This is a genomic window from Mesorhizobium sp. M2E.F.Ca.ET.219.01.1.1 (genome assembly GCF_004016445.2).
In the GTDB taxonomy this organism is placed as follows: domain Bacteria; phylum Pseudomonadota; class Alphaproteobacteria; order Rhizobiales; family Rhizobiaceae; genus Mesorhizobium.
In genome coordinates this window covers 526,037-551,287 of record NZ_SADT02000001.1, presented here as the reverse complement: position 1 = coordinate 551,287, position 25,251 = coordinate 526,037, and the positions used below count along the sequence as shown (strand labels likewise).

Annotated in this window: 28 protein-coding genes; 18 read left to right on the top strand and 10 right to left on the bottom strand. The window is 64.3% G+C overall.

The genetic code is table 11. From position 1 onward, the window contains the following. The first annotated feature begins 6 nt into the window (after positions 1–6). From EN862_RS02565 to EN862_RS02555, 3 genes are all read left to right on the top strand, one after another. Complete coding sequence (locus EN862_RS02565; RefSeq protein ID WP_127864309.1) at positions 7–426, top strand: hypothetical protein; 420 nt, start codon at positions 7–9, stop codon at positions 424–426. A gap of 31 nt (positions 427–457) precedes the next feature. After that, positions 458–988 carry a hypothetical protein gene (locus EN862_RS02560; protein WP_127864308.1) on the top strand — a complete coding sequence of 177 codons (531 nt, stop codon included), beginning with the start codon at positions 458–460 and terminating at the stop codon, positions 986–988. A gap of 196 nt (positions 989–1,184) precedes the next feature. Then, entirely contained in the window at positions 1,185–1,469 is a 285-nt protein-coding gene (locus EN862_RS02555; RefSeq protein WP_127864307.1) for an SCP2 sterol-binding domain-containing protein, read from the top strand. Between the two features lie 116 nt (positions 1,470–1,585). On the opposite strand, the gene EN862_RS02550 is transcribed toward EN862_RS02555, so the two are convergent. Both EN862_RS02550 and odc2 read right to left on the bottom strand, forming a co-directional pair. Next, positions 1,586–2,299 carry an N-acetyltransferase gene (locus EN862_RS02550; RefSeq protein WP_245519479.1) on the bottom strand — a complete coding sequence of 238 codons (714 nt, stop codon included), beginning with the start codon at positions 2,297–2,299 and terminating at the stop codon, positions 1,586–1,588. A gap of 101 nt (positions 2,300–2,400) precedes the next feature. After that, positions 2,401–3,534, bottom strand: a complete 1,134-nt coding sequence (gene odc2, locus EN862_RS02545; RefSeq protein ID WP_127864306.1) for an ornithine/lysine decarboxylase — start codon at positions 3,532–3,534, stop codon at positions 2,401–2,403. 540 nt (positions 3,535–4,074) lie between these two features. On the opposite strand from odc2, the gene EN862_RS02540 reads away from it, so the two are divergent. From EN862_RS02540 to EN862_RS02525, 4 genes are all read left to right on the top strand, one after another. Then, positions 4,075–5,271, top strand: coding sequence for an amidase (locus EN862_RS02540; RefSeq protein WP_127864305.1), 1,197 nt, complete (start codon positions 4,075–4,077; stop codon positions 5,269–5,271). Between the two features lie 2 nt (positions 5,272–5,273). Beyond that, on the top strand, positions 5,274–6,176 hold the full coding sequence (locus EN862_RS02535) for a LysR family transcriptional regulator (protein WP_127864304.1): 903 nt from the start codon (positions 5,274–5,276) through the stop codon (positions 6,174–6,176). Between the two features lie 75 nt (positions 6,177–6,251). After that, on the top strand, positions 6,252–6,920 hold the full coding sequence (locus EN862_RS02530; protein WP_127864303.1) for a DUF1007 family protein: 669 nt from the start codon (positions 6,252–6,254) through the stop codon (positions 6,918–6,920). A gap of 121 nt (positions 6,921–7,041) precedes the next feature. Then, positions 7,042–8,226 carry a nickel/cobalt transporter gene (locus EN862_RS02525; RefSeq protein ID WP_127864819.1) on the top strand — a complete coding sequence of 395 codons (1,185 nt, stop codon included), beginning with the start codon at positions 7,042–7,044 and terminating at the stop codon, positions 8,224–8,226. A 35-nt stretch (positions 8,227–8,261) separates the two neighbouring features. Here EN862_RS02525 and denD read toward each other — a convergent pair whose 3' ends face one another. The 4 genes from denD to EN862_RS02505 are packed head-to-tail and all read right to left on the bottom strand — an operon-like array spanning position 8,262 to position 11,162. Next, positions 8,262–9,236 (bottom strand): D-erythronate dehydrogenase, encoded by a 975-nt coding sequence (gene denD, locus EN862_RS02520; RefSeq protein ID WP_127864302.1) that lies wholly within the window; start codon positions 9,234–9,236, stop codon positions 8,262–8,264. Between the two features lie 2 nt (positions 9,237–9,238). Next, positions 9,239–9,445 (bottom strand): hypothetical protein, encoded by a 207-nt coding sequence (locus EN862_RS02515; RefSeq protein WP_127864301.1) that lies wholly within the window; start codon positions 9,443–9,445, stop codon positions 9,239–9,241. Between the two features lie 43 nt (positions 9,446–9,488). Next, complete coding sequence (locus tag EN862_RS02510) at positions 9,489–10,463, bottom strand: cation diffusion facilitator family transporter (RefSeq protein ID WP_127864300.1); 975 nt, start codon at positions 10,461–10,463, stop codon at positions 9,489–9,491. Positions 10,464–10,475: 12 nt separating this feature from the next. Next, positions 10,476–11,162 (bottom strand): GNAT family protein, encoded by a 687-nt coding sequence (locus tag EN862_RS02505; RefSeq protein WP_127864299.1) that lies wholly within the window; start codon positions 11,160–11,162, stop codon positions 10,476–10,478. A gap of 82 nt (positions 11,163–11,244) precedes the next feature. On the opposite strand from EN862_RS02505, the gene EN862_RS02500 reads away from it, so the two are divergent. After that, entirely contained in the window at positions 11,245–12,429 is a 1,185-nt protein-coding gene (locus EN862_RS02500; RefSeq protein WP_127864298.1) for a pyridoxal phosphate-dependent aminotransferase, read from the top strand. A 157-nt stretch (positions 12,430–12,586) separates the two neighbouring features. Here the strand turns inward: EN862_RS02500 and EN862_RS02495 are convergent, their stop codons facing one another. The 3 genes from EN862_RS02495 to EN862_RS02485 form a co-directional block, all read right to left on the bottom strand. Next, entirely contained in the window at positions 12,587–13,348 is a 762-nt protein-coding gene (locus EN862_RS02495; RefSeq protein WP_127864297.1) for an SDR family oxidoreductase, read from the bottom strand. Between the two features lie 241 nt (positions 13,349–13,589). After that, entirely contained in the window at positions 13,590–14,321 is a 732-nt protein-coding gene (locus tag EN862_RS02490; RefSeq protein ID WP_127864296.1) for a tellurite resistance TerB family protein, read from the bottom strand. A 112-nt stretch (positions 14,322–14,433) separates the two neighbouring features. Further along, positions 14,434–15,363, bottom strand: a complete 930-nt coding sequence (locus EN862_RS02485; RefSeq protein WP_127864295.1) for a rhodanese-related sulfurtransferase — start codon at positions 15,361–15,363, stop codon at positions 14,434–14,436. Between the two features lie 145 nt (positions 15,364–15,508). Between EN862_RS02485 and EN862_RS02480 the strand changes: the two genes are divergently transcribed. Further along, positions 15,509–16,147 carry a 2-dehydro-3-deoxy-phosphogluconate aldolase gene (locus EN862_RS02480; protein ID WP_127864294.1) on the top strand — a complete coding sequence of 213 codons (639 nt, stop codon included), beginning with the start codon at positions 15,509–15,511 and terminating at the stop codon, positions 16,145–16,147. Between the two features lie 9 nt (positions 16,148–16,156). Here the strand turns inward: EN862_RS02480 and EN862_RS02475 are convergent, their stop codons facing one another. Further along, complete coding sequence (locus tag EN862_RS02475; protein WP_127864293.1) at positions 16,157–16,906, bottom strand: SDR family NAD(P)-dependent oxidoreductase; 750 nt, start codon at positions 16,904–16,906, stop codon at positions 16,157–16,159. Positions 16,907–17,092: 186 nt separating this feature from the next. On the opposite strand from EN862_RS02475, the gene EN862_RS02470 reads away from it, so the two are divergent. The 9 genes from EN862_RS02470 to EN862_RS02430 all read left to right on the top strand — a co-directional run bounded on the left by EN862_RS02470 (position 17,093) and on the right by EN862_RS02430 (position 25,216). Continuing rightward, positions 17,093–17,986, top strand: a complete 894-nt coding sequence (locus EN862_RS02470) for an AraC family transcriptional regulator (RefSeq protein ID WP_127864292.1) — start codon at positions 17,093–17,095, stop codon at positions 17,984–17,986. 274 nt (positions 17,987–18,260) lie between these two features. Continuing rightward, a complete protein-coding gene (locus tag EN862_RS02465) occupies positions 18,261–19,610 on the top strand; it encodes a tyrosine-type recombinase/integrase (protein WP_127864291.1) in 1,350 nt (449 codons plus the stop codon). After that, complete coding sequence (locus EN862_RS02460; protein ID WP_127864290.1) at positions 19,610–20,224, top strand: hypothetical protein; 615 nt, start codon at positions 19,610–19,612, stop codon at positions 20,222–20,224. The genes EN862_RS02465 and EN862_RS02460 overlap by 1 nt, the downstream gene beginning before the upstream one ends. Positions 20,225–20,319: 95 nt before the next feature. Further along, positions 20,320–20,595 carry a transcriptional regulator gene (locus tag EN862_RS02455; RefSeq protein ID WP_245519478.1) on the top strand — a complete coding sequence of 92 codons (276 nt, stop codon included), beginning with the start codon at positions 20,320–20,322 and terminating at the stop codon, positions 20,593–20,595. A 133-nt stretch (positions 20,596–20,728) separates the two neighbouring features. Next, positions 20,729–21,352, top strand: coding sequence for a hypothetical protein (locus tag EN862_RS02450; RefSeq protein ID WP_127864289.1), 624 nt, complete (start codon positions 20,729–20,731; stop codon positions 21,350–21,352). After that, positions 21,349–23,838 (top strand): hypothetical protein, encoded by a 2,490-nt coding sequence (locus tag EN862_RS02445; RefSeq protein ID WP_127864288.1) that lies wholly within the window; start codon positions 21,349–21,351, stop codon positions 23,836–23,838. The genes EN862_RS02450 and EN862_RS02445 overlap by 4 nt, the downstream gene beginning before the upstream one ends. Positions 23,839–24,030: 192 nt before the next feature. Then, positions 24,031–24,375, top strand: coding sequence for a hypothetical protein (locus EN862_RS02440; protein ID WP_127864287.1), 345 nt, complete (start codon positions 24,031–24,033; stop codon positions 24,373–24,375). Then, a complete protein-coding gene (locus EN862_RS02435; protein WP_127864286.1) occupies positions 24,372–24,566 on the top strand; it encodes a hypothetical protein in 195 nt (64 codons plus the stop codon). Before EN862_RS02440 ends, EN862_RS02435 begins: the two co-directional genes overlap by 4 nt. 116 nt (positions 24,567–24,682) lie before the next feature. Continuing rightward, entirely contained in the window at positions 24,683–25,216 is a 534-nt protein-coding gene (locus EN862_RS02430; protein ID WP_127864285.1) for a helix-turn-helix domain-containing protein, read from the top strand. Positions 25,217–25,251: the final 35 nt, after the last annotated feature.

Below are 25,251 nucleotides of genomic sequence, written 5' to 3'. Positions count from 1 at the left end.
ACCTACATGGCCGACCAGACGGACCTTTCCAGCCTTCCCGCGCGCGCCAATGCATTGGAAGCGCCCGCCGCCGCACGACCCGGCAACCTCGCCGCCATCATCGGCCGCATCGAGGAAGTCGTGGACGAGGAGACCGCCGGCATCCGCAGTGGAACAGCCTATGACCTCAAGGCCTCGAACGCGCGCAAGAGCCGGTATCTCTACGAGCTGAACCGGGCGCTCAAGGGCGCCAACGAGATCGAATTCCTCGAGCAGCATCGCGAAGGCCTTTTGCGGCTGCGCCAGAAACTGGCCAAGAACGAGGCGGCGATCCTTGCCCATCTCAACGCCGTCAACGAGGTCGCCACGCTTCTGAGGAACGCCATCCAGCGCGCCGACGCCGACGGCACCTATTCGGCCGGCGAGTTCGGAATGGCCAGGGCCTGACGACGATGATCACGGCGCGAGGGCAGATTCGGTGATAAAATTCATCGCCGCCGCGCTGTGGATTTGCGCCGTGACGCTCGGCGCGGTCTTCTATTCCTTCCAGGCGGCCAGCCAACGCGGCGCGGCCGAACCGCCGAAGCCGATGCTGGGCGGCCTCGACTACGTCAAGACCGACATGATCTCGGTGCCGCTGCTGCGCGATGGCACGATCGACGGCTATTTCCTCACCAAGCTCGTCTACACGATAGAGCCGGAACAGATGAAGAAGCTGTCGGTCCCGGCGCAGGCGCTGATGACCGACCAGGTCTATTCCTATCTCTACTCCAATCCGCAGATCGATTTCACCAAGAAGGAATCGATCGATCTCGACGCCTTCCGCAAGTCGGTCCGCGACACCATCAACGCCCGCATTGGCGTCGAGCTGGTGCACGACGTGCTGATCGACCAGGTTAACTTCCTCTCCAAGGACGATATCCGCGACAACGCGCTGCGCCGCCGCAGGGGTGCCGGTGAAACCGCGGCGGCGATGACCAAGGCGTTCAAGACCGCGCCGGAGCATTGATTGTCCGGCCAAGGTTCGGCATGGATGCCTGAGCCAGCTTCCCCGTGATGCGACTTGACGCATGGTGACCGCGTTGACGTTAACGTCAACTCAAAGCTATATGCGCCGGTGACAGGTGGCCGCGCAAGGGCGCGGCGCCTCGCCCAGCGGCTCGACAAGCCGGTGCGCGTCAACGCAACAAACGAGGAGAACAGCCATGGGCGTTCAGGAGATTGCCGACAGGATCAAGTCGCGCGTGGCAAGCGCCGGCTTCGAACATTCGGTCAAGTTCGACACCGGCAGCGACGGCGTCATCGTCATCGACGGCGCGACCGTCTCGACGACTGATGCGCCAACCGACTGCACCGTCAAGCTCTCGCTTGACGATCTGGACTCGCTGATTGCCGGCGACCTCAACCCGACCATGGCCTTCATGGCCGGCAAGCTCAAGGTCGAGGGCGACATGACCGTCGCCATGGCGCTCAGCCAGCTGCTCGGCTGATCATTCGCAAAAAACAACGCCGCCCATCGGGCGGCGTTGTTTTTTGTCGAACTTAGAGCAATTCCAGGAAAAGTGCGTAGCGGTTTTCCGTCCGGAATAGCGTGAAAACAAAGCCTTCAGGCGACGAAGCCCTGGGCCTGTCCCTTGATCTTGCGGCCGGCGGCCTTGATCGTGCCCTTGGCGCCATCCAGCGCGCCGTCCTTCAGCTCCAGCGCCAGAAGCCGGTGCCGCTCATAGGGGCCAGGCATGGCAAGCGCTCCGGTGCGATCGGCCGAGAAGCCGAACCGTCCGTAATAGGGAGCGTCGCCGACGAGCAGGATCGCGCCATGGCCGAGCCGCGCGGCCTCGGCGACCGCATGCCGCATCAGTGCCGAGCCGATGCCGCCGCTCTTCAAGCCAGGCTCGACCGCGAGCGGCCCAAGCAGAAGCGCTGCAGGACCGCCCTCGCCCAGCCTCACATCCCAAAGCCGCACCGTGCCGACGACGACGCCCGACGCATCGCGGGCGACGAAGGCCAGTCCCTCCGACGGCCGGCGGCCGCGCCGCAGCTTCTCGGACGACTTCTTCTTGCGCTTCGGCCCCATGGCGCGGTCGAGCAGCATTTCGCGCGCCGCGGCGTCGCCGGCGCCTTCGCCCACGATGACAAAGGCCGGCGCCTGGGCGGCCCCCTCGTCCGGCGCGCCGCGCGAGCCAGCCTGTGCCCGGTGGGCAAGGGAGGGCGCCAGCGCCGCCGAAAGACTCTTCTCCCCCGCGGAGAAAAGCTCAGCCGACGGTCCGGACGAGGGGGCAATTTCGGTGGCCGCAATGGCCGATTTGATCAGGTATTCCATGTCCGCGATCCTTCACGAGCGGAGATCTGTTCCACAAGCGAGCCCGGACGGGCGATGGACATCGCCCGCGCCGGTCGATCTGAGCTGTCCTTGCGAACGGCTCAGATCACGTAGGATCGGAGAGGCTCGAAGCCGTTGAAGGCGACCGCCGAATAGGTGGTCGTGTAGGCTCCGGTGCCTTCGATCAGCACCTCGTCGCCGATGGTCAGCGACAAAGGCAGCGGATAAGGCGTCTTCTCGTACATCACGTCGGCCGAATCGCAGGTCGGGCCGGCGAGCACGCAAGGCGCGGTCTCCGAGCCGTCATGGCGGGTGACCAGCGGATAGCGGATCGCCTCGTCCATCGTCTCGGCGAGACCGCCGAACTTGCCGATGTCGAGGAACACCCAGCGCACATTGTCGTTGTCGGCCTTTTTGGAGATCAGCACGACTTCCGACTTGATGACGCCGGCATTGCCGACCATGCCGCGGCCCGGCTCGATGATCGTCTCGGGCAGCGCGTTGCCGAAATGCTTGCGCAGCGCCGAGAAGATCGCCTGGCCATAGGCCTGCGCGGCGGGCACGTCCTTCAGGTAACGGGTCGGGAAGCCGCCGCCCATATTGACCATCTTCAAGACGATGCCTTCGTCGGCCAGCGTCGCGAACACCTTCTTGGCGTCGCCCAGCGCGCGGTCCCAGGCCGTGAGATCCGTTTGCTGCGAGCCGACATGGAACGACACGCCATAGGCGTCGAGTCCGAGGCCCTTGGCATGGCGCAGCACGTCGACGGCCATCGCCGGCACGCAGCCGAACTTGCGCGACAGCGGCCACTCGGCGCCTTCGCCGTCGGTGAGCACACGGCAGAACACGCGCGAGCCGGGCGCGACGCGAGCGATCTTCTCGACCTCCTCGACGCAGTCCACGGCGAACAGGCGAATGCCGAGCTGATAGGCGCGTGCGATGTCACGCTCCTTCTTGATGGTGTTGCCGAAGGAAATGCGGTCCGCAGGCGCGCCCGCGTCCATCGCCATCTCGACCTCGGCAACCGATGCGGTGTCGAAGGACGAGCCCATCGCAGCAAGGAGGCGCAGGATTTCCGGCGCCGGGTTCGCTTTCACCGCATAATAGATCTTGGAATCGGGCAACGCCTTCTCGAAGGCGCGGAAATTGTCGCGCACCACATCGAGGTCGACGACGAGGCAGGGGCCGTTCGGACGTCGGGTGGCGAGGAAGTCAAGGATGCGCTGGGTGGCCATCGGGTCTCTCCATAACGCCTTTCGGCGCGCACAAAGGCTGCGAACGCGGGCGCTCAGCCTCGCGAACTCGCGGTCAAACAAAGGCGGGACGTCAAATTCATGGAACCAGCCGGTGGAGACCCCGGAACCATGAAATGCCGTCTCGCGGCGATGAACCTTGGCCTTGCCCGGCCTCGGTTCGCTTTGTCTGCCTTGGCTTGGATGGGAGACCCCGTCCGCACTGCCGGCAATGAAGGTGTGCCTCTTTAGTAACCCCGGTCTTTGGACGACCGGAAGAGAACCAGAAAGGCCCGCACCGTCGTTGCTTCAAGGTGTCCTCGATCTTGTGGTTGGCCACTGACCGACTGGAGTGGTTGGCTCCAGTTACCTTACCGATTGCCCTCACCATTCGAGGATCGGCGGACACCCACAGGCACGTGCGACTTTGGGCAAGCGCGATATAGGGGCGAAGGGTTTCACAATCAATAAAAATCGTAAGCCCAGGTTGTAAAATTTCTGGCATCGAACAATGTTTGTCGCACCGTATCCGGAAATCGAACGATGCCAGGAACTCAAGGACCGCTGAACGCCTTCCTCGATCTGCGCCAGATGCCTGTGGCGCATGCGGAATTGGGCCCGCTCGCCGGCCTGCGCCTCGCGGTCAAGGACATCTATGACGTCGCCGGCTACCGCACCGGCTGCGGCAACCCGCAGAAATACGAGGAGGCGCATGCCGCCTCGCGCACGGCCGAAGCGGTGCAGGCGATCCTCGATGCCGGCGCGCGATTCGTCGGCAAGACCCAGACCGACGAATTGGCCTTCTCGCTGTTCGGCCAGAACGCGCATTTCCCCTACCCGGTCAATCCCGCCGCGCCCGATCGCGTCACAGGCGGCTCCTCCTCCGGCTCGGCGGCCGCCGTTGCGGGTGGGCTGGCGAACATCGCCACCGGCTCCGACACCGGCGGCTCGATCCGCGCCCCGGCGAGCTTCTGCGGCCTGATCGGGCTGCGCACCACCCATGGCCGCATCTCCCTCGACGGCGCGATGAAGCTGGCATCGAGCTTCGACACTTTCGGCTGGTTCGCCGACGACATCGAGACCTACGAGACGGTCGGCAAGCTTCTGCTCGGTCGCGACCCGCACCAGCACCCGCTCAGCCGCCCGCTGTCGATCCGCTGGCTGGACGCCTTCGTCATGGGTCAGGCGGAGGCCGTGCAATATGCGCGCATGAAGGCGCTGGCCGCCTCCGTCATCGGCCAGCCGGTGGAGACCGAATACGCCTTCGCCTCATTCCCCGACGAGCTTTACTGGTGCTTTCGCCGCCTGCAGGCCTTCGAGGCCTGGCGCGAGCATGGCCCGTGGATTTCGGCCGGCGGCCGCCTCAGCCCGGGCGTCGAGGAGCGTTTTGCCTTCGGCCGCACCATAGATGCCAAGACCACCGCCGCCGAAGCGGCGCGGCGGCTGGCGTTCCGGGCCGAGCTTGGCGCCCTGCTCGGCAACAACGGCTTTCTGGTCCTGCCCACCGTTCCCGGCGCGGCACCGCTCGCCGCCAGCACACCGGAACAGTTCCAGGCCTATCGCGAAAGGGCGCTGCATCTCTTGTGCCTTTCAGGCCTTTCGGGCTTTCCGCAGATCACCTTGCCGATCGGTTCCGTCGACGGCGCACCCTTCGGCCTTTCGCTGCTCGGCCCTTCCGGCAGCGACGTTGCCCTGATACGGCTCGGCCGCAGAATTCTCGACGCGGCACGGAAGGTCTGACCATGGATACATTGACCCGCATGCGCGCCTTCATCGACGTGGTCGAGGCGGAAGGCTTTTCGGCCGCAGCGCGCAAGATCGGCCGCTCCAAGGCGCTTTTGTCGAAATATGTGCGCGAGCTGGAGGACGAGCTCGGCGCGCTGCTCTTGAACCGCACCACGCGCCAGTTCTCGCTGACCGAAGCCGGCCACACCTACTATCAGCGCGCCTCGGAGATCGTGCGCGAGGTCGACAGCCTGGCCGAGACGGTGCGCCAGTCTTCCGGCGACGTCCGCGGCAGGATCAAGCTGTCGGCCGCCCGCACCTTCGCCGACGCGCCGATCGGCCAATCGCTGATCGATTTCACCAGGCAGCATCCCGACATCGTGCTCGACATCCATCTCGACGACCGTTTTGTCGACCTTGTCGAGGAAGGTTTCGACCTTGCCGTGCGCATCTCGCGGCTGGAGAACTCTTCGCTGATCGCCAGGCGGCTGGCGCCGTTCTCGGTCAGGCTTTGCGCGTCGCCGGAGCTGATCGCCAAGCATGGCGCGCCGACCAGGCCGCAGGATCTCGCCAACCTGCCCTGCATCGTCGACACCAACGGCCGCTCGCTGGCCAACTGGCGCTTCAAGGGCGAAGGCGAGGAATCCATGAGCGTCGCCGTTTCCGGGCCTATCGAGGTCAACAGCCCGATCGTGGCGAGAGCCGCCGCGCTCTCCGGCCTGGGCTTCGCCATGCTGCCCGATTTCATCGCCGCCCCCGACGTCGCGTCCGGCAAGCTGGTCACAGCGCTCGACGATCGGCTCCTGGCCGGCACCGGCATCTTCGCCGTCTACCCGCACCGCCGCTACCTGCCGGCCAAGGTAAGGGTCTTCGTCGACTTCCTGGTGCACTGGTTCCGGACGCGCGACACGGGCGCCTGAACAAGCGTCCCAATTTCGCCCCCTTTCTGCTAACTCTCGGGCTCGCCCTAGAAGTCAATGGAATCGCGGCACGGAATGCATCTGAAACGGCAAGCAACCATGCTGGCTTCGGCCCTTGCGGCCACATTGGCCTCGGTCGAGCAGGCTGAAGTCCACCCGCATGTCTTCGCCGAAGCCCGGCTCGACGTCATCCTCAGCCAGGATCACCAAAGTGTGACGGCGCTACGCCACCTTTGGCGCTTCGACGACCTGTTTTCGAGTACAGTGATGATGGAGTTCGACAAGAACTCCGATCTGAAGCTTGACGACAAAGAGCTCAAGGAAGTGGCCGACACCGTCCATTCCTCGCTGGCCGAGTTCAACTACTTCCAGCTCGTCACCCAGGACGGCAAGGACGTGCCCATGGTGCCGCCGCCGCATCTGATGGCGAATTTCGACAACGACCAGTTGATCATCCTCTTCGAGTCGCAGCCCAAGACGCCGATCAAGCTTGCCGGCAAGATCGACATCGGTGTCTACGATCCAACCTTCTACACCGCGATCGACTTCACCGACGACGCCAACCTCACCGTCGAAGGCCTGCCCTCGACCTGCGCCAAGAAGGTCATCCGTCCGGATCCGGACGAGGCGATCAAGGAAAACCAGAAGACCCTGACGGACGCGTTCTTCAACGATCCGACAGGCACCGACATGAGCAAGATCTTCGCCACCAAGCTCGAATTGGACTGCCCGCCGGAAGGATGATTTGGTGATGAAACCGTCGTTGCGCGCAAGCAGGTTCCGCAAAAGTGTCCCACGGTTTTGCGATCGGAACCTGCGACAGACAAGGGAATCCAGGCGCACATTCGTGGGGCATCCCACGAATATGCGCCTGGCGCTTGGCCTGCTGGCCGCCACCTTGGTGATCGCCCACCTGCCCGGCGCCGCGCATGCGCAAAGCTCGCTCGGCATCGGCACCAATGACGGCATGGCGCCGACCACCACGGGCCCGTTCGCCCACATCCTGATGTGGATCAATCTCAGGCAGCAGGAATTCTACCATTCGCTGGCGGCGGCCATGAAGGCGATGCGCCAGGACGGCAGCAAGCTCTGGCTGCTGATCGGCCTGTCCTTCGCCTATGGCATCTTCCATGCCGCCGGCCCCGGCCACGGCAAGGCGGTGATCTCCTCCTACATGGTCGCCAATGAAGTGGCGCTGAGGCGCGGCATCATGCTCTCCTTCGTCTCGGCGCTGCTGCAGGGCCTGACGGCGGTGGTGGTCATGATGCTTGCCTATTTCGTGCTGCGCGGCACCGCGATCTCGATGACCGACGCCGCCTGGTTCCTCGAAATTTCCAGCTTTGTGCTGGTCACCTTGTTCGGCGCCTGGCTGCTTTGGCGCAAGCTCGGCCCATCGGTACTGCGCCTCTTCGGCAGGACGCCCGCCTACAGCCTGTCGGCCGCCCATTCCAGCCATTCGCATGGCGGGCATTCCCACGCTCACGCTCACGCGCATTCCCATGCCGGCCATTCCCATGCGCATGCCCACGCGCTGCATGTGCATGACGATGATGACCATGACCATACACATAGCCATGATCACGGCGCGCATGATCTCCATCATCAGGACCATGCCGCGCACAGTCGCAGTCATGAACATCAGCATCACGACCACGGCCCGGGCGAAGTCTGCGAGACCTGCGGCCATTCGCATGCGCCGGATCCGGCGATGCTCTCGGGCGACCGCTTCGACTGGAAGACCGCCTGGTCGGCTGTGGCCGCCGTCGGCATCCGCCCCTGCTCCGGCGCGCTAATCGTGCTGAGCTTCGCGCTGCTCAACGGACTTTGGTTAGGCGGGCTGCTGTCGGTGCTGGCGATGTCGATCGGCACCGCGATCACCGTCTCGGCGCTGGCCACGATCGCCGTGCTGGCCAAGAACTGGGCGGTCTATTTCGCCGGCGAAGGACGTATCGGCAACCGCATCCATTCCATCGTAGAGGTCGGCGGCGCCGCCTTCATCTTCCTTGTCGGCCTGCTGCTGCTGTCGGCCAGCCTGTCGGGCGGCGCCTGACCGCCCGAATTTTCGCCGCCCAGCGCCGAATAGCCCTACGCTATCTTCCCGCCGAGCTCGTCCTCGATATGCGCTCGAATGATCTCGTCAAAGCTGCTCTCGGCGGCAAAGCCGAGCTCCCGTGCCCTGCTTGCCTCGAACCGTGTCGGCCAGCCTTTGACGATCGCCCAGATGGTCTCGTCGGGCTGCTCGCGGATCCGCTTCGCGACCGCGGCGCCGGCAATGCGCTCCAGCGCCTCGATCTGCTCGCCGACGGTGACGGCGACGCCAGGCATTGTGAGGTTGCGGCGCGGTCCGACCTTGTCGCCGTCGATCTCGGCCGCATGGATGAGGAAATTCACCGCCGAGCGCGGGCTGGCATGGGTGTGCAGCACCGAGCGCGGCACCGGCAGGATCGCCTCCTGCCCGGCGAGCGGCTCGCGGATGATGCCGGAGAAGAAGCTGGAGGCCGCCTTGTTCGGCTTGCCGGGGCGCACGCAGATCGTCGGCAGCCTTATACCGATGCCGTCGAAGAAGCCGCGCCGTGTGTAATCGGCGAGCAGCGCTTCGCTCATCTGCTTCTGCGTGCCGTATGAGGTGAGCGGCGTCGGATGGAATTCGTCCGGAATGACATCCGGGAACGGCGCGCCGAACACGGCGATCGACGAGGTGAACACAAGGCGCGGCGCGAAGGCCGCCAGCCGCACCGCGTCGAACAGCGCCCGCGTGCCGTCGAGATTGACCCGGTAGCCGAGATCGAAATTGGCTTCCGCCTCGCCCGAGACGATGCCCGCCAGGTGGAAGATCACATCCGGGCGCGGAGCCACGAGAGCCGCCATGGCGCCGGGCGCGGAAAGGTCGCCGGTATGGATCGACACATCGACGCCCGCGAGCGCCGGCGCCTGCGGCGCGACGATGTCATGCAGGTCGAGCGCCGTTATCTTGCGCCCGCGCAAGGCGCCGTCCCTCGCCAGCCGCGCGATAAGCTTGCGGCCCACCATTCCGGCCGCGCCTGTGATCAGAATTCTCATCTTCAGAGACCTTTCTTGTGCTGGCTGCGTCCGCGCAGCCACAGGACGACGAACAGCCCGACCATGAAGACCACCGCGATGACGGCCGCCAGCACCGTCGACACCTTGCCCGCGGCCAGCATGATGGCCGGCAGGAAATAGGCGGCGAGACCGAACACGAGCAGTATCACAGCCGCGGCGATCGCCGCGTTGCGTGTGTCACGATCCATCAGCAGGATTTCCTGGCTTCGACGCTGTTAGGCATAATGGTGATCAGTGGTAGTGCCGGCGATCGGCGGGCGCGCCATGCGCGTGATCGTGGTGGTGGTCGTGCATGTCATGGCTGTCGGCGCATTGCCCGAATTCCGGTTCGACCGTGGCATGATCGATACCATGCTTTGCGGCAAGCCGTTTCTTGATGGCGCTCACCGCTACAAACGCATCCACGCCGTCGTTCAGGCAGGCATGCAACGTCGCCATGTTGGAGGTCCCGTCGAGCGACCAGACATGCATGTGGTGCACCTCGCGCACGCCCTTGACCGCGCCTTCGATGTCCTTGGCGATCAGGTCGCGATCGAGGCTCGCCGGCACGCCTTCGAGCAGCACATGCGCGGCCTCGCGCATCAGCGACCATGCCGTCGAAAGGATCAGCAGCGACACCAGCACCGACAGGATTGGATCGATCGGAGTCCAGCCCGTCGCCAGGATGATGATGGCGGCGATAATGGCCGCGGCCGAGCCCAGCAGGTCGCCCAGCACATGCAGGATGGCGCCGCGCATGTTGAGGCTCTCTCGGTCGCCGCCATGCAGCACGAAGAAGGAGGCGATATTGACCAGCAGGCCTGCCACCGCCACGACCAGCATCGGCCCGCCGAGCACGGGCGCCGGGTGCATCAGCCGTCCCCAGGCTTCGTAGACGATCCACAGCGCGATGACGAAAATGGCGATGCCGTTGGTGTAGGCGACCAGCGTCTTCACCCGGCCGAAGCCATAGGTCAGACGGCCCGTTGCCGGGCGTCCGGCGAGATGGAAGGCATACCAGGCAAGGCCGAGCGCGATGGCGTCGGCCAGCATGTGGCCGGCATCGGCGACAAGCGCCAGCGATCCGGTGAGCCAGCCGCCGAGGGCCTCGGCGACCATGAAGCCGGCCGTCAGGCAAGTGGCCGTCAGCACCCGTTTCTTGTCGGTCGAGCCATGCACATGGCCGGCGCTATGGTTGTGCCCATGCGAACCGTGGTCATGCGCCATCGCGGAACTCCTTTACGCGCCAAAGTCGGAGCGGAAATCCTCCAGCCGCCGCTTCTGGACGCCTTCGCCATCGAAATTCGCCGGGTCGAGCCAGCCCTCATAGGCTTTGCGCAAGGCCGGCCATTCCTTGTCGATGATCGAATACCACGCCGTATCGCGGTTTTCACCCTTCACCACAAGATGCTGGCGGAAGATGCCTTCGAACTTGAAACCGAAGCGCTCGGCGGCGCGCTTCGAGGGCTCGTTGCGGTTGTTGCATTTCCATTCGTAGCGGCGGTAGCCGAGATCGTCGAAAAGATATTTCGCAAACAGGAACTGCGCCTCGGTGGCCGCCGGCTTGCGCGAGATCAGCGGACCCCAATAGATGTTGCCGATTTCCCCGACGCCGTTGGCGGCGTCGATACGCATCAGCGTCTGGCGCCCGGCGATCTTGCCGCTGGCCTTGTCGATGACGGTAAAGAACAGCGGATCCTCGCTCGCTTCCGCCTTGTCGAGCCACGGCTGGAAGGCGGCGCGGGTCTCCGGCGGGTAGTCGGGCAGCCAGGCGAAACGTCCGCCGACATCCGAAACCGACGAGGCCTCGTAGAGGCCGTCACCGTGCTTTGCCGCGCTCAGCGGCTCGAGCCTGACTGTGCGTCCATCGATCGCCTTGCGTTCCGGCCGTGGGCGCGGCTGCCAATTCTTCAGATCTTCCGACACCGGCCACTCCAATCCGTTGACTTTTCCCAGCGGACGGTCACAAAAACGCTCGCTCATAGAAAGAACCACAGGGACGGGAAAAATGCTCCACACCATCGCCGCCTTCGATCGTCTCGGCGAGGAAAATGCCTTCGCGGTGCTGGCGAGGGCCACCGCGCTTGCCCATCAGGGTCGCGACATCATCAATCTCGGCATCGGCCAGCCCGACTTCAAGACGCCGCAGCACATCGTTGAGGCCGCGATCAAGGCGCTACGCGACGGCCACCACGGCTACACGCCGGCCAACGGCCTGCTCGCCACACGCGAGGCCGTCGTGCGCCGTACGCTGACCACCACCGGCGTCGAGGTGTCGCCCGAGAATGTGATGATCCTGCCCGGCGGCAAGCCGACCATGTTCGCCGCGATCCTGATGTTCGGCGAACCCGGCGCCGAGATCCTCTATCCGGATCCCGGCTTTCCGATCTACCGCTCGATGATCGAGTTCACCGGCGCGACGCCGGTGCCGGTGCCGATCCGCGAGGAGAACGGCTTTGCCTTCTCGGCCGACGAGACGCTGGCGCTGATCACGCCGAAGACCAGGCTGCTGATCCTCAACTCGCCCGCCAATCCGACCGGCGGCGTCACGCCGCGCGCCGAGATCGAGAAGCTGGTCAAGGGCCTGGAGAAGCACCCTGACGTCGCCATCATGTCGGACGAGATCTACGACGTGATGACTTACGACGGCGAGACTCATTTCTCGCTGCTCAACTTCCCCGAAATCCGCGACCGGCTGATCGTGCTCAACGGCTGGTCGAAGACCTGGGCGATGACCGGCTGGCGCATGGGCTGGTCGATCTGCCCGAATGGCGACAAGGGCGCCCATCTCTACGACAAGGTGCGCAAGCTGGCGGTGAATTGCTGGTCCTGTGTCAATGCGCCCAGCCAGTTTGCCGGGATCGCCGCGATCGACGGCCCGCAGGACGATGTCGACAAGATGATGCGCGCCTTCGACAACCGCAGGAAGATCGTGGTCGAGGGGCTGAACGCGCTGCCCGGCATTTCCTGCATTACGCCGAAGGGCGCCTTCTACGCCTTCCCCAATGTGTCGAAGACCGGCTGGAAGGCGAAGAAGCTTGCCTCGGCGCTGTTGGAGGAAGCCGGCGTGGCGCTGATCGGCGGCCCGGATTTCGGCGTGCTTGGCGAAGGCTATATCCGGCTTTCCTACGCCAATTCCGAGGAAAACATCCTGCGCGCGCTGGAACGGATCGAGGCGTTTCTGACGAAGTGACCCCGCTCGTCCGGCTGCTTCGCGGCCATCTTCTCCCCGGTGAGGAGAACAGGTTGGCGCCGGCGTCGGCGATCTCCTCTCCCCTCGGGGAGAGGTCGGATTGCTCCGAATTGCCCTTCGCAATTCGGTTGGCAATCCGGGTGAGGGGGACTCTTCTCTAACCTCGCCCGACAAACGGCATCTTCGTCGCCATCACCGTCATGAACAGCACGTTGGCTTCGAGCGGCAGGCTGGCCATATGCAGCACCGCGTCGGCGACGCGCTGCACATCCATCACCGCCTCGGCGGCAATCGAGCCGTTGGCCTGCGGCACGCCGACCGTCATCGGCTGCGCCATCTCGGTCAGCGCATTGCCGATGTCGACCTGGCCGCAGGCGATATCGAAGGGCCGGCCGTCGAGCGCCAGCGTCTTGGTCAATCCGGTGATCGCATGCTTGGTCGCCGTGTAGGGCACGGAGCCCGGCCGCGGCGCATAGGCCGACACCGAGCCGTTGTTGATGATACGGCCGCCCATCGGCTTTTGCCGGCGCATGGCGCCGAAAGCGGCGCGAGCACACAGGAACGAGCCGGTGAGGTTGACGCCGACGACGTCGTTCCAGACCTCGACCGGGATCTCGTCGATCAGTGTCGATTTGTAGCCCATGCCGGCATTGTTGAAGAGCAGGTCGACGCGGCCGAAGGCCTCGAGCACCGTCTCGAACATGTCGTCGACTTCTGCCGCCTTGCTGATGTCGCAGGCGACGGCCAATGCCTTGGCCTGCGTCTTGCCGGCATCGGCGATCGCCTCTTGCAGCACCGTCTTGCGGCGGCCGCAGAACACCGTGTTCCAGCCCGCCTGGAGCAGCGCCGTGGCGACGCTCTTGCCGATGCCGGTGCCGGCGCCGGTCACGATAGCGGTCTTCTCTGCTATGGCGGTCATCGCCGTCCTCCCGGTCATGCATGGAAAGACGTGGCATCGCAAATGCCAGGGATCAAGGCAAGCCGCTATTGGCGATAAAGAAAGGGCCAACAAAAAGGGCGGCCATTGGCGACCGCCCCGATCTGAACCGCGCTTGGGAGGAGGAAAAGCCGGTCCGACTGATTAGAATGATGCGCTTGCTGGGTTAACGAGAGATTAATGACCGGCGAGGCGTGGCCGGATAGCGTTTACCAAGGCTTATTCACCACGGCGAACCGGGCGCGCTCCCGGCCGGCACCTTGGCCGCCGAAACCGTCGCTTCGACATGATCGACCAGGGCATCCGGCAGGCCAAGCCGGCCGGCAAGCAGGTCGAGATAGCCGCGCTCGGCGCGCGTGTCGGGATCGATGGTCAGACGCGAGGCGGTGTAGAGCTCGAGCTTCTGCGCATCCGTCTTGGCGCCGGCGACCAGCGTGTCGAGATCGAGCGGTCTGTCGAGTTCGGCAAGCAGGAATTTTTCGGCTTCCGCGCCGATGCCGGCGAGCTTGAGCTTGTCGGCGATTTTCTTGCGCTCTTCGTCGTCGACATGGCCGTCGGCCTTCGCCGCGGAGATCATCGCCCGGACCAGCGTCAGCGTGAACTCGGCCTCGCCCTGCGGCGCCTGCGCGGGATCGAAAGCGGTATCGGCTGGCGGCGGGAGCAGTTCAGGCTCGCCGGACGCGGGCGCCTGCGCCGGCTCGTTGCCGGCCTTGTAATTCTGATAGGCCTTGTAAGCGAGGCCGCCGATCGCCGCCAGGCCGCCGAGCTTGATGGCCGCGCCCGTCACCTGCCGGCCGGTGCCTGTGCCGAGCAGCACGGCGGCAAGCGCTCCGGCAGCCAGCGGATTGTCCTTCGCCATCTGCACCGCTTGCCCCGCCTTGTCGCGGACGGTCGAGCCCGTACCGGGAACTTGCGAGCCGAGAAGGTCGTCGAGCAGCTTCTTGGGGTCGAGCATCAATGCCTCCAGAATTGGCCCGGCCGAATGCGCGCGGGCAAGGTTTCGGACCGGCAAGAGGTAGGCCCCGCGCTTTAACATTACAATGACGGAGCGGGTTTTGCGTGAGGCTCTAGCTGCCGATATGGCGCTTGCCGCCGCGCGCCTGCGCCAGTTCCACCTGGCGATGCCGTTCGGCGTAGCGCGCTCGATCTTCGTCGGAGCGCGTTCCAAAACAATGCGGGCAGGAGACGCCGATTGCGTATTTCGGCGACAGCCGGTCCTCGACCGTAAGCGGATGCCGGCAGGCGCGGCAGAGCTCCGCCTCGCCCTCGGCCAACCCGTGCGAGACGGACACCCGCTCGTCGAACACAAAACACTCGCCCTGCCACAGGCTCTCTTCGGCCGGCACCTCTTCGAGATATTTCAGGATACCGCCCTTGAGATGGAAGACATTTTTGAGGCCAAGCGACCTCACATAGGCCGTCGCTTTCTCGCAGCGAATGCCGCCGGTGCAGAACATCGCCACCTTGCGGCCCTCGAGCTCTTCACGGTGCTCTTCCACCCAGGCCGGGAACTCGCGGAAGCTGGAGGTCCTCGGGTCGACCGCGCCCTTGAACGTGCCGAGCGAGACTTCATAGGCGTTGCGCGTGTCGATGACGACGGTGTCGGCATCTGAGATCAGCGCGTTCCAGTCGGCCGGCGCGACATAGGCGCCGGCGCTGGTTGCCGGATCGATGTCCTCGACGCCCATGGTGACGATCTCTCGCTTCAACCGCACCTTCATGCGGTGGAACGGCATCTCGGCGGAGCTGCTGTATTTGACTTCCAGCCCGGCAAGGCCTTCGATGGCCTGCAGATGGCCAATGAGCGTGGCAATCGCCTCCTCGCTGCCGGCGACGGTACCGTTGATGCCTTCATGCGCCAGAAGCAGCGTGCCCTTGATGCCGCGCCCGCAACAGAAAGCGGCGAGTGGCGCGCGAAGGGCCTCGTATCCGTCGAGCCGCGCGAATTTGTAGAGTGCGGCGACGCGGATTGGGTGGATTTCCGTGGCTATTGTCATGGCAATGCCACTAGACCGTGCTGAAAGCGCTTTCAAGGGAGCCAATATGCAACTGGCCACGCGGCATCACGAAACGCCACCCTTCGTGGACTTGGCATATTCCTTCTGCTAATCGGTTTAAAACGATCGAAATGGAGATCAGCACATGACCAGCAAGACCGAAAAGCTCCTGTCGCTCCTCAACGGTCAGCCGGTTATCCCGGTGCTCAAGATCGCCAATGTCGCCGATGCCGTGCCGCTTGCCCGTGCTTTGTCGCGCGGCGGGTTGCGGGCCATCGAGATCACGCTGCGCACCGCCGACGCGCTGGAAGCGATCCGTCGCGTGGCAGCCGAAGTCGAGGACGCGGTCGTCGGCGCCGGCACAATTCTCGATGCCAGGCAGTTCGACGAAGCAGCCCGCGCCGGCTCGAAATTCATCGTCAGCCCGGGCATCACCAGCCAGCTTCTCGACGCGGCCAAGGACAGCCCCGTACCGCTGCTGCCGGGCGCCATCACGCCCGGCGAAATCATGGCCGCGCGCGAAGCCGGCCTGCGCTTCCTGAAATTCTTCCCGGCCGAGCAGTCCGGCGGCATCGCGTCATTGAAGGCATTCGCCTCGCCGCTCGCCGACGTGAAATTCTGCCCGACCGGCGGCATAACGGCCAGGAACGCCGCGGACTATCTCAGCTTGCCCAACGTCATCTGCGTCGGCGGCTCCTGGGTGGCGCCCGACGATCTCATCAAGGCCGGCAAGTGGGACGAGATCGAAGCGCTGGCGCGCGAAGCGAGCAAGCTCAAGACGTAATCAGCGCTTTCACCAGGGCAGCGCGCCGTTCTCATCGAAATAGCCGCCCGTCGGCCCGCCTGGCTCCAGCGTCGCCAGGCGCACGATGATCTCGGCCGCCTGCTGCACCGTGCGGCCGCCCCTGTGCGCGTTGAGATCCGTCGCGGTGTAGCCGGGAGCGGCGGCATTGACCATGATGCCGTGTGGCGCGAGTTCCCTGGCGAAGGCGAGCGTGACGGCGTTGAGCGCGGTCTTCGAGCTGCCATAGCCCATGACATTGGGCGACTGGCTGTTGCCGGCCGCGCGCGCCAGCGATCCGAGATAGCTGCTCACCATGACGATGCGTGAAGCGGGCGATGCCAGGAGCAGCGGCAGGAATGCCTGCGTGACCCGCACCGGACCAAAGACATTGACGTCATAGGTCGCTTTCATGTCAGCGAGACTCTCGCGGCTCGGCGGCCGTTCATAGCGGCCGTCCGGGCCGAGCGCCTCGACATAGCCGGGGGCGATGCCCGCATTGTTGACCAGAATGTCCAGGCCGGGCGCCCGCGCCGCGACGGCTTTGGCCGCGGCCGCCACGCTGTCGTCGCTGGCGACGTCGAGCGCGAGCCACTCGACGTCCAGCCCCTCGCCGCGCAACGCGTGAGCAGCGGTCTCGCCACGCACGGCGTCGCGCGCGCCGAGCCACACCTTGTAATCCAGCGCCGCCAGCCGGCGGGCCGTCTCACGGCCGATGCCCTTGTTGGCGCCGGTCACCAGCGCGTTCTTTCGCGTCGTCATATCCATGTCTCCTGTTCGGTGACCTAGACATGAGGTGAACCGGCTCGCTTCGCGCGCCAAAAGCTCTCAACCTCTTGCCTGATCCTCTCAGGTGCGCGTCTTCGCGTCACCCAGGTGCGCGTCTTTCCGGGCGCGTCAGCGCCTCGCTTGGTTGCTTGGCCGCGATGGATCGGCAATGCTGAAACGATGAACGAAGCGCTTCGGGAATTGATCGCCATCGCCGGCCGCCATGCGCGCGGACGGCGCACGAAGACGGCCATTCCACGCGTCACGATCGGCCGCAGCGAGGTTCCAACGCCGCCGCTGCCGGAGCTTTGCCAGCCGACCACGCTGTTCGTCCTGCAGGGAACCAAAACGGTGCTGCTGGGAGACCGCACGCTCGCCTATAGCGCAGGCAGTTATTTCGTCTATGCGGTCGAGACACCAGCAACCAGCCAGCTGATCGAGGCCAGCGTTGCGCAGCCTTACACGGCCATCGCCCTCTCGCTCGATACCGAGCTGATCGCCGGCCTGCTCATCGACCACAAGCCGGCGATCGACGGCGATAGCTTCGCGACCAATCAGGTCGGTGACTTGCTGCTCGACGCCTGGCGCCGGATGTTGCGGCTGCTCGACAAGCCGGCCGAGATACCGGTTCTCGCGCCCATGCTCGAACGGGAGATCGCCTTCAGGCTCTTGCAGGGCCCGCAGGGCGAAAAGCTGCGCCAGCTCGCGCTCGCCGATGGCCGCCTGTCGCGGATCCGCCGCGCCACGGCTTGGATCCGGGCGCATTACAACGAACCGATCGATGTGAGCGAACTGGCCGCGCTGTCGCATATGAGCAATGCCGCTTTTCATCGCCACTTCAAGGCCGCGACGGCGATGAGCCCGATCCAGTATCAGAAGCAGCTCCGCCTGCTGGAGGCCCGCCACCTCTTGATCGCGCAACCGGGCAACGCCGCGCAGGTTGCTTTCACCGTCGGCTATGAAAGCGCTTCCCAGTTCAGCCGCGAATATGCGCGCCAATTCGGCCTGCCGCCCGCGCGCGACGCCGCACGACTGCTGGCCAAGGGTGAAGCGGCTGCGCTGGAGGTCGACTGAACAGTAAAAGCCGGCCGCCTGGTTCCGACCTCCTCAGGGAAAGTTCAAGCCGATCAGCTCGCGCAATGCCAAACAACGCCAACCGAGGACTGGTTCCCGCTCATGGATTCGAACCACGATTCACGCCTTCAAAGGGCTTGTAACCAGTCCATCCTGGTCCAGTCTGAATCACTAAAACCGACGCTTTCGTGGGATTTCAGCCGGTCAAGTGCATCCTTGTCCAACTCAGTCCAAGCCTATATATTGGACAAAATGTTGGACAAACGGAGCGATCATGGCAAGGCAGGTGAAGGATGCGCAGCTTGGAAGCCGCACGGCGCGCGAGAAGCTGAAAGTCCAAGGCAAGCCCTATTATCGGGAGATCGGCGGCGGCCTGCATCTCGGCTACCGGAAAGGCAAGACCGGCGGCCGCTGGGTCGCTCGCCTCTATAGAGGTGAACGCGATTATCAAGTCGAGACGTTTGCCGATGCCGACGACAAGCTCGACGCCAACGGTAAGACCGTTCTGACTTTCAACCAGGCGCAGGACAGGGCGCGCGAGCTGCATGCCAAGCTGCATGCGCCGGCCGAGCCGGCCGCGCCCGTGACTGTCGGGCAGGTCGTGAAGGACTACGTCGCGATGCGTGATGCTCGTGACAACCGCCGACAAGGTCGAGAGGTGCGCTCGGACGCCGCGCGCCGTCTGGGCCGCTACGTGCTCGGGCAGGACAAGCGCGGCAAGCAGGAAGGGGTGCCAGCGGCGCCCCTGGCTGGCGTAGCGATGACGGCGCTGAGCGAGGATGACCTCGTCAAATGGCGCGCTGGCCTACCCTCAGCGTTGAAGGAGACGACCAAGCGCAGGCTGGTCAATGACCTGAAAGCCGCGCTTAATTCTCGCGCCAAGCTCTTGCCCGCCTCGCTGGCAATCGGCTCCGGGCTGAAGGGCGATGCGGCCGACGACGCCGAGCCCGTCGCGCGCGACAACCAGATTTTGAGCGACGCGCAGCTGATGCGATTGCTGGTGGCCACGCGCCAAGTCGACGCCGATCTCGGATATGACGGTGATCTTTTCCGGCTGGTGGCGGTTCTGAGCGCCACGGGCGCGCGGTTTAGCCAGATCGTCCGCATGAAGGTCCGAGACTGTCAGCTGGACAAGGCCCGCCTCCTGGTGCCCAGCAGCCGCAAAGGCCGCGGTGGCGGCAAGTCTGGTGCGATCACAATTCCGGTCGAACCTGCCGTCGTTGACCTCCTACGTCCGGTGGTGACGGGTCGCAGCAGTGATGCGTCATTGCTTGAGCGCTGGAACCATCGTCGCATATCTGGCGCCATTCGCTGGGAGCGCACGACGCGCGGGCCGTGGCAAACCGCCAGCGACCTTGCTCGGCCTTGGAAGGCTATCCGTGCGCGGGCCGAGATGCCCGGCGTCATCGCCTATGCATTGCGGCACTCATCCATCGTTCGCGGCATTCGGCAAAATCTGCCGATCCGGCTCGTCGCCGCCGCGCACGACACGTCGGTCGCGATGATCGAAAAGCACTATGCCAAGTGGATCACCTCGGGCTTGGAAGAAATGGCGCGGGCGGCGATTGTTCCGCTGTTGCCGCCGGTCGAGAGCGGCAAGGTCGTTCAGATTGGAACGCGGTGATGAATGCAAAGAAGCTTGATGACCTCATGGAACTCGCTGGCGCCGACGTCAACGACAGCGACGCGCGTTGGCGGCTGGAAACAGCGCTAAAGGCAACGACCTCGGACTACGACCCCGAAACCGTCCACCGACCCCTACCATCTGATTGGAACGCGCCTTTGGACGAATTGAAGAAGCGCGCCGACGCGCTGCTGGGGCAGCTCGAAAAACTGCAATACCATCACCACGCGAACTCGGCCTTCTGGCGCTCTCCATCGTTCGTCGACAATAAAGACGATCACGAGCCAGACGATCAAGTTGATGAGCCCGCGAGAGACGTCGTGATACGGACCGTTGAGATGATCTCTAGCGCAGCGGCGCAGGCGCGTTTCGAGCAACAAGGTCGGCCCACCGAGCATCGGAAGCAGCATGCGGTTGATCGCGCCACCGAGTTCTGGGTGCGCCATTCACCTTATGAGATCAGCGGCACGTCGACTGGCAAATTCGCTGACTTCGCTCGTGCTTTTTATCTCGCTGCCCGCGGCAATGGTGGCGACACACCTGACTTGGATCGGCAGATAAAGCGCGCCGCTGCCCGTGTGGTATCCGAACGAAAGCCTCCTGTTTTATCGTAGGGTTTCATCCTACCCAACCGCAGCCCGCTCGACGAGAAATGGCTCATCAGCAAACCTGGTTGTGCCCAACCGGGTCCAGAAAGAGGATGTAGCCCATGAACGCCGTCGTCAGCGCCGCAGTCAACGACCCGTCTTTTCGCGACCTTTTGCGCGATCTCTCAATCGACCACACCGACCGGTCCATTCCCGGCTTCTGTCGCCGGCAAAAGATCAGTCGCTCCAGCTATTACAATTTGAAGACAGCGGGGCTGGCCCCACGCGAGTACGTCATCGGCAAATTGGTGCGGATTTCACCTGAAGCCGAGGCCGACTGGGTCAAAGCCCGCGAAGCCGACGGCGATGCTCGCCGCGCAGCGAACACAGAAGCATAAGAACGAAAACGCCGGCCGCGCGAGGGCGCACGACCGGCGAGGAATAGGACTACGTCAACAACTAGGAATATAGTCCTATTACCCTCGCCAAGGCAAGCCCCTCTGCGACCGGTCCGAAAGGACCGTCTACGTGGTGTACAGTCTCGTCAAGCGCGCTCTGGTGCCGCCGCTTTCCGAACTCGAACGAGAGAACACGCTAGCTGAATTTGCGGCGCGGGGGCGCCGCGATGGCTGGCGCCGGCGGCAAGCGGCCTGCCTTTTAGCCGACGACTACGGCTACAAGCGCGGCTGGTACCGCTCGCGTGCCACGTTCTGCCTTGGCCAGCTGGAACGGCGCTCCAATCAGACGCGCCGAGGCGAGCAGGCCGGTGTCATCGAATACGGAGCGCTAATCGACCACCCCACATGGTACCGCGCAGGCGGCCGGCCGGCCGCGATTGTGGCGCAGCCTTACTACGTCAACGAACGTCTGCTCGCGGAGCTGCGTCGGCGCTACCTTCTGCGTGTCGAGGTCGACGACAGCTACCCTCCATGGAAAGGCAGCGCGATCCTCGTCATGACCCCGGACGACGAGCAAATCGCGGCGCTCGACGCTGAAGCTGCACGCCTGCAGGGGCTGTACGGCAAAGGCTCAGTCCGGGATTGGTGCGACCATCTGCGCGGCAGGCGGCTGCTACTCATGCCGAGGATCGGCCCGGCACCTGGCTTCGGTTCCTGGACCGCACCGACCGCGCCCAAAAAGGAAATCACAGCATGACCATCACTCAACGCATAACCGACCTGCGCACGCTGTTGCTACAGAACGGCTTCACGCCAACGCCTAACGAAGGAAAGCCTTGCTACCTGCCGGGATGGCCAACAGAAAAGGTTACAAGCGAGCTTATAACCAAGCGCTGGAACCGTATGCTCAAATACACCACTACGGGCATACGCCTCGATGGTGACCTCGCCGTGATCGACATCGACATCGATGACGAAACGCAGGTCAGCCGGATACTGAACGCGTTCTATGATGCGTTTCCCGACACGCTCGGCAATCCCGATCTGCCGCTTCTGATCCGCCATGGCGGCGGCGCTAAGCTCGCCCTCTTTGTCCGAACCAATGAGCCGTTCGGATGCATTCGCTCGCGGTGCTGGGTGAAGCCTGGCGAGACGGCCGACGACGGGGCCCACAAAGTCGAAATCTTCGGCAGTGCGTCGGGTCGGCAATTCGGGTCCTTTGGCCCGAGGAGCTTCGCCAAGGATGGCAGCGTCGAGACTGAGTACCGCTGGCAGGACCGCTCACCAGCCGACACCCGCAAAGCAGAATTGATCGAGCTGCCTAAGAATAACTTCTTTAAGCTCATCGACATCACAGACGCCATCCTCGAAGCGGCAGGCTGGCAGGTCGTTCAGAAAAGCACCAAAGGCGAAAGTTCCGGCAGGCCAATCTACGATCTCACAGACGAGATGCAGTTCGACTGCGCCGATGGCGTAAGCCGCACGCTTGCGGAATTGCAGGCGCTTGGTGAAGGCATAAAAGGCCTCCGGTGTTCGGCGGCATGGCTCGAAGGTCCGACGGCGAAAAAGACTGACCGCTGTCTGCTCGGGCTCGACCACGCCGGTGAGGTCTTTGTCCATGAGTTCACGACCGGCACCCACATGCCTGTAACGGCCGCGCCTGCTAGGGTGGCGGAGATGGCCAGGAAGCTAAAGGAGAAGGGTCTCACGCCTCGTACGATACAGGTCAAGGCCGGCGTACTGCCTGAACTGGCAACCGAAGCCGAACAGGCGTTGATAGAGGCGGGCGCGCCCTTTTACGTGCACGGCGACACGATCAAGCGGCCGGTAATCGACGACGTCGAAGCATCCCGCGGACGCGAAACCAAGGTCGCTCGGCTCACGCCCGCCACGGCCGACATGCTGCGCGATCACTTCAGCCGTGTGGCAAACTGGGAAAAGTACGACGCGCGGGCGAAAAAGCTTGTGCCGACCGACCCGCCGCGCGACGTCGCCGCAACGCTGCTTTCGCGCGTGGGCGAGTGGAAATTTCCGCCTGTCGCTGGCGTGATCACCACGCCAACGCTTCGGCGCGACGGGACCATAATGAGCGAGCCGGGCTACGACCCCGAGACCCGGCTGCTGCTCGTCGAGCCGCCGACACTACCGCCGATCCCTGAAGTTCCGAGCCGTGATGACGCGCTCGCCGCGCTCGACACCCTCGACCAGTTGCTCGCCGAGTTCCCGTTCGTGGACGACGCCAGCCGGTCGGTGGCGCTGTCGGAACTGATTACACCCGTCGTTCGCGGCGCCATCGCGGCTGCTCCGCTGCACGTCAACACCGCTCCCGAGGCGGGCACCGGCAAGAGCTACATCGTCGATATCGCTTCCGCAATCGTGAGCGGGCAGCGCTGCCCTGTGTTCGCGGCCGGGCACACAGGCGAAGAGACGGATAAGCGCATCGGCGCCGCGCTCATGACTGGGCAGGCGCTGGTCTCGATAGACAACCTCAACGGCGAGCTTGGCGGCTCTAGCGTCTGCCAAGCGGTTGAAAGGCCCGTGGTCGACGTCCGCGTGCTAGGGCAGTCCAAGAATGTGCGCGTCGAGAACCGGGCAACCTTTTTCGCCAACGGCAACAACATCAAGCTTGTCGAGGACGTCGTCCGGCGCACGGTGCTGTGCTCGCTAGATGCGAACATGGAACGGCCGGAGCAGCGCCAGTTCAAGGCCAAGCCCTTCGATCTCGTGATCGCCGACCGTGGCCGCTACATCGCCGCCGCGCTGGTCGTCGTGCGCGCCTACGTCGTGGCGGGATGCCCTGACACGCTGCCAGCGCTCGCCTCTTTCGAAGATTGGTCGAGGCTGGTCCGCTCGGCGCTCGTCTGGCTTGGCCGGGCCGACCCGGTCGCGACGCAGGAAGCCGCGCGCAGAGACGACCCGAGCAAGAACCTGTTTCGACAGTTCGTTGCCGGGTGGCGGGAGGCCTCCGGCACCGATCACCCACTGACCGCCACGGAATTGAAAAAGTTGGCTGAAGAGAAGACCAATATCGGCATGTTCGAACCCAAGCACATGGAACTGCACGCGGCGCTCGTCGCGATTGCAGCGCCTCCCGGCCGCGGCGAAATCAGCGTGCTACGGCTGGGGAAGTGGCTCGGGGAGCGCTTCGGGCAGATCGTTGACGGCGTGAAGCTCTTGGGCGAGCGGGACAAGCACTCAAAAGTCAACGTGTACTGGCTGAGCGAAACGGAGCCGCGTGCGTGAATAACGGCCTCGGCAATGGTCAATTTTGCGGGGGGTTGCGGGTGTTGCAGAGTTCCTTTTGCTCAAGCGCAGCAAACTGTCAGTGTTGTTAGATGACATACGAGTATGACAGTTACGTAGAGGTGGCTCAAACGACCCCCGCACCCCTACGCAACCCCCGCAAGCGGGATTGAAACGAAAGGAGAGTTGAAAATGGTCAACGATGACAACGTTGTCTACCCAGACGCATGGCGCCGCCGCCGCGACCCGGCGCTACCTGATAACGGGCTAGTCGGGATCATCGACGTAGAGCGCGCGCTTGTTCTGGGCTGGCTAGCGCGGTACGGCCGGTTTCAGCCGGCTGACCTGCTTGATCGGGTTGCTCATGAAGAGCGGGCGGTGATGCTGACCGACGACGAGCAGCAGCTTTTGAAAGAGCTGTGCGCGAATGACCGGCCTTCGCGCTCGCAGCGCGAAAGTCTGGCTGCTGCCGTACAGCGCGTCATCCTTTGCTACGCCGACCCACCAGAGCCGCCGCCAAAGGCGATCTCAGGTTGAGCGGCGCGATGTCGGAAGAAGACCTAAGACGATCTCTTGAAGAGGTTGAGCGGCGTCTGCGGCAATCGCCTGCCGCCAAGCCACCACCGGACCGTGCCGCAGCGGAAGCGGAGCAAACCCGCAAGCTTGGCTTTCTCAAGCAACTCGACGAGATCGAGAGGCAGTTGCGTCGCAAATCGTCGAAAGAATAGGGCAACGACAACGGCAGAAGACGGCGAGGCTTTATGTCTATACAAATCAAAATCCCACGAGACCCCCTAAAACGCGCGCGCGCCCTCGCGCGCGAGGCGCCACGCGGTGGCTGCTGATGGGCCGGCCGCCGACCTACCAGGCCAGGAAGGCCATCCGGTTGGCCGAGACCGGGATCGCGCAGCCAGAGATCGCAGCCAAGCTCGGCGTCACGAACCGAACCCTTTCGCGCTGGGCATTGACCTACCCTGATTTCCGGGAAGCCCTCGACCGCGGCATCGCCAAGCGAGTGGCGGCTTTGGACAAGCGACGGGCGGAAGTGGCCGAGCGGCGCGCGGCCGAGCGGCGCTCAATCGAGGCTGCAGAGGCGGCCGAGCGTGCGGCAGTCCGTGAGAACGCCAGGGCGCTGAGACAGCTTATCGAGGAGGCGCTGCGGGCCGCTGACGAGCCTGCAGAGACAAACAGCGCCTCTGGCAAGCCCTTATCAGCGCCCGACGCCTCTGTGCGGCCCGCAGATCACCCTGAACACCGGCGCCCCGCAGACGAGTATCTGTCTGGTGTCAACGACCACGATGTCGCGCCGGATTGGCAAGACGCCGACGGCGGCGTCGACGGTTCGCTCCCCCTCGACGACCCGCGAAGCAATTGGTGAATGCCAAACATTTTTTCCGGGCGACCCCACGGCCT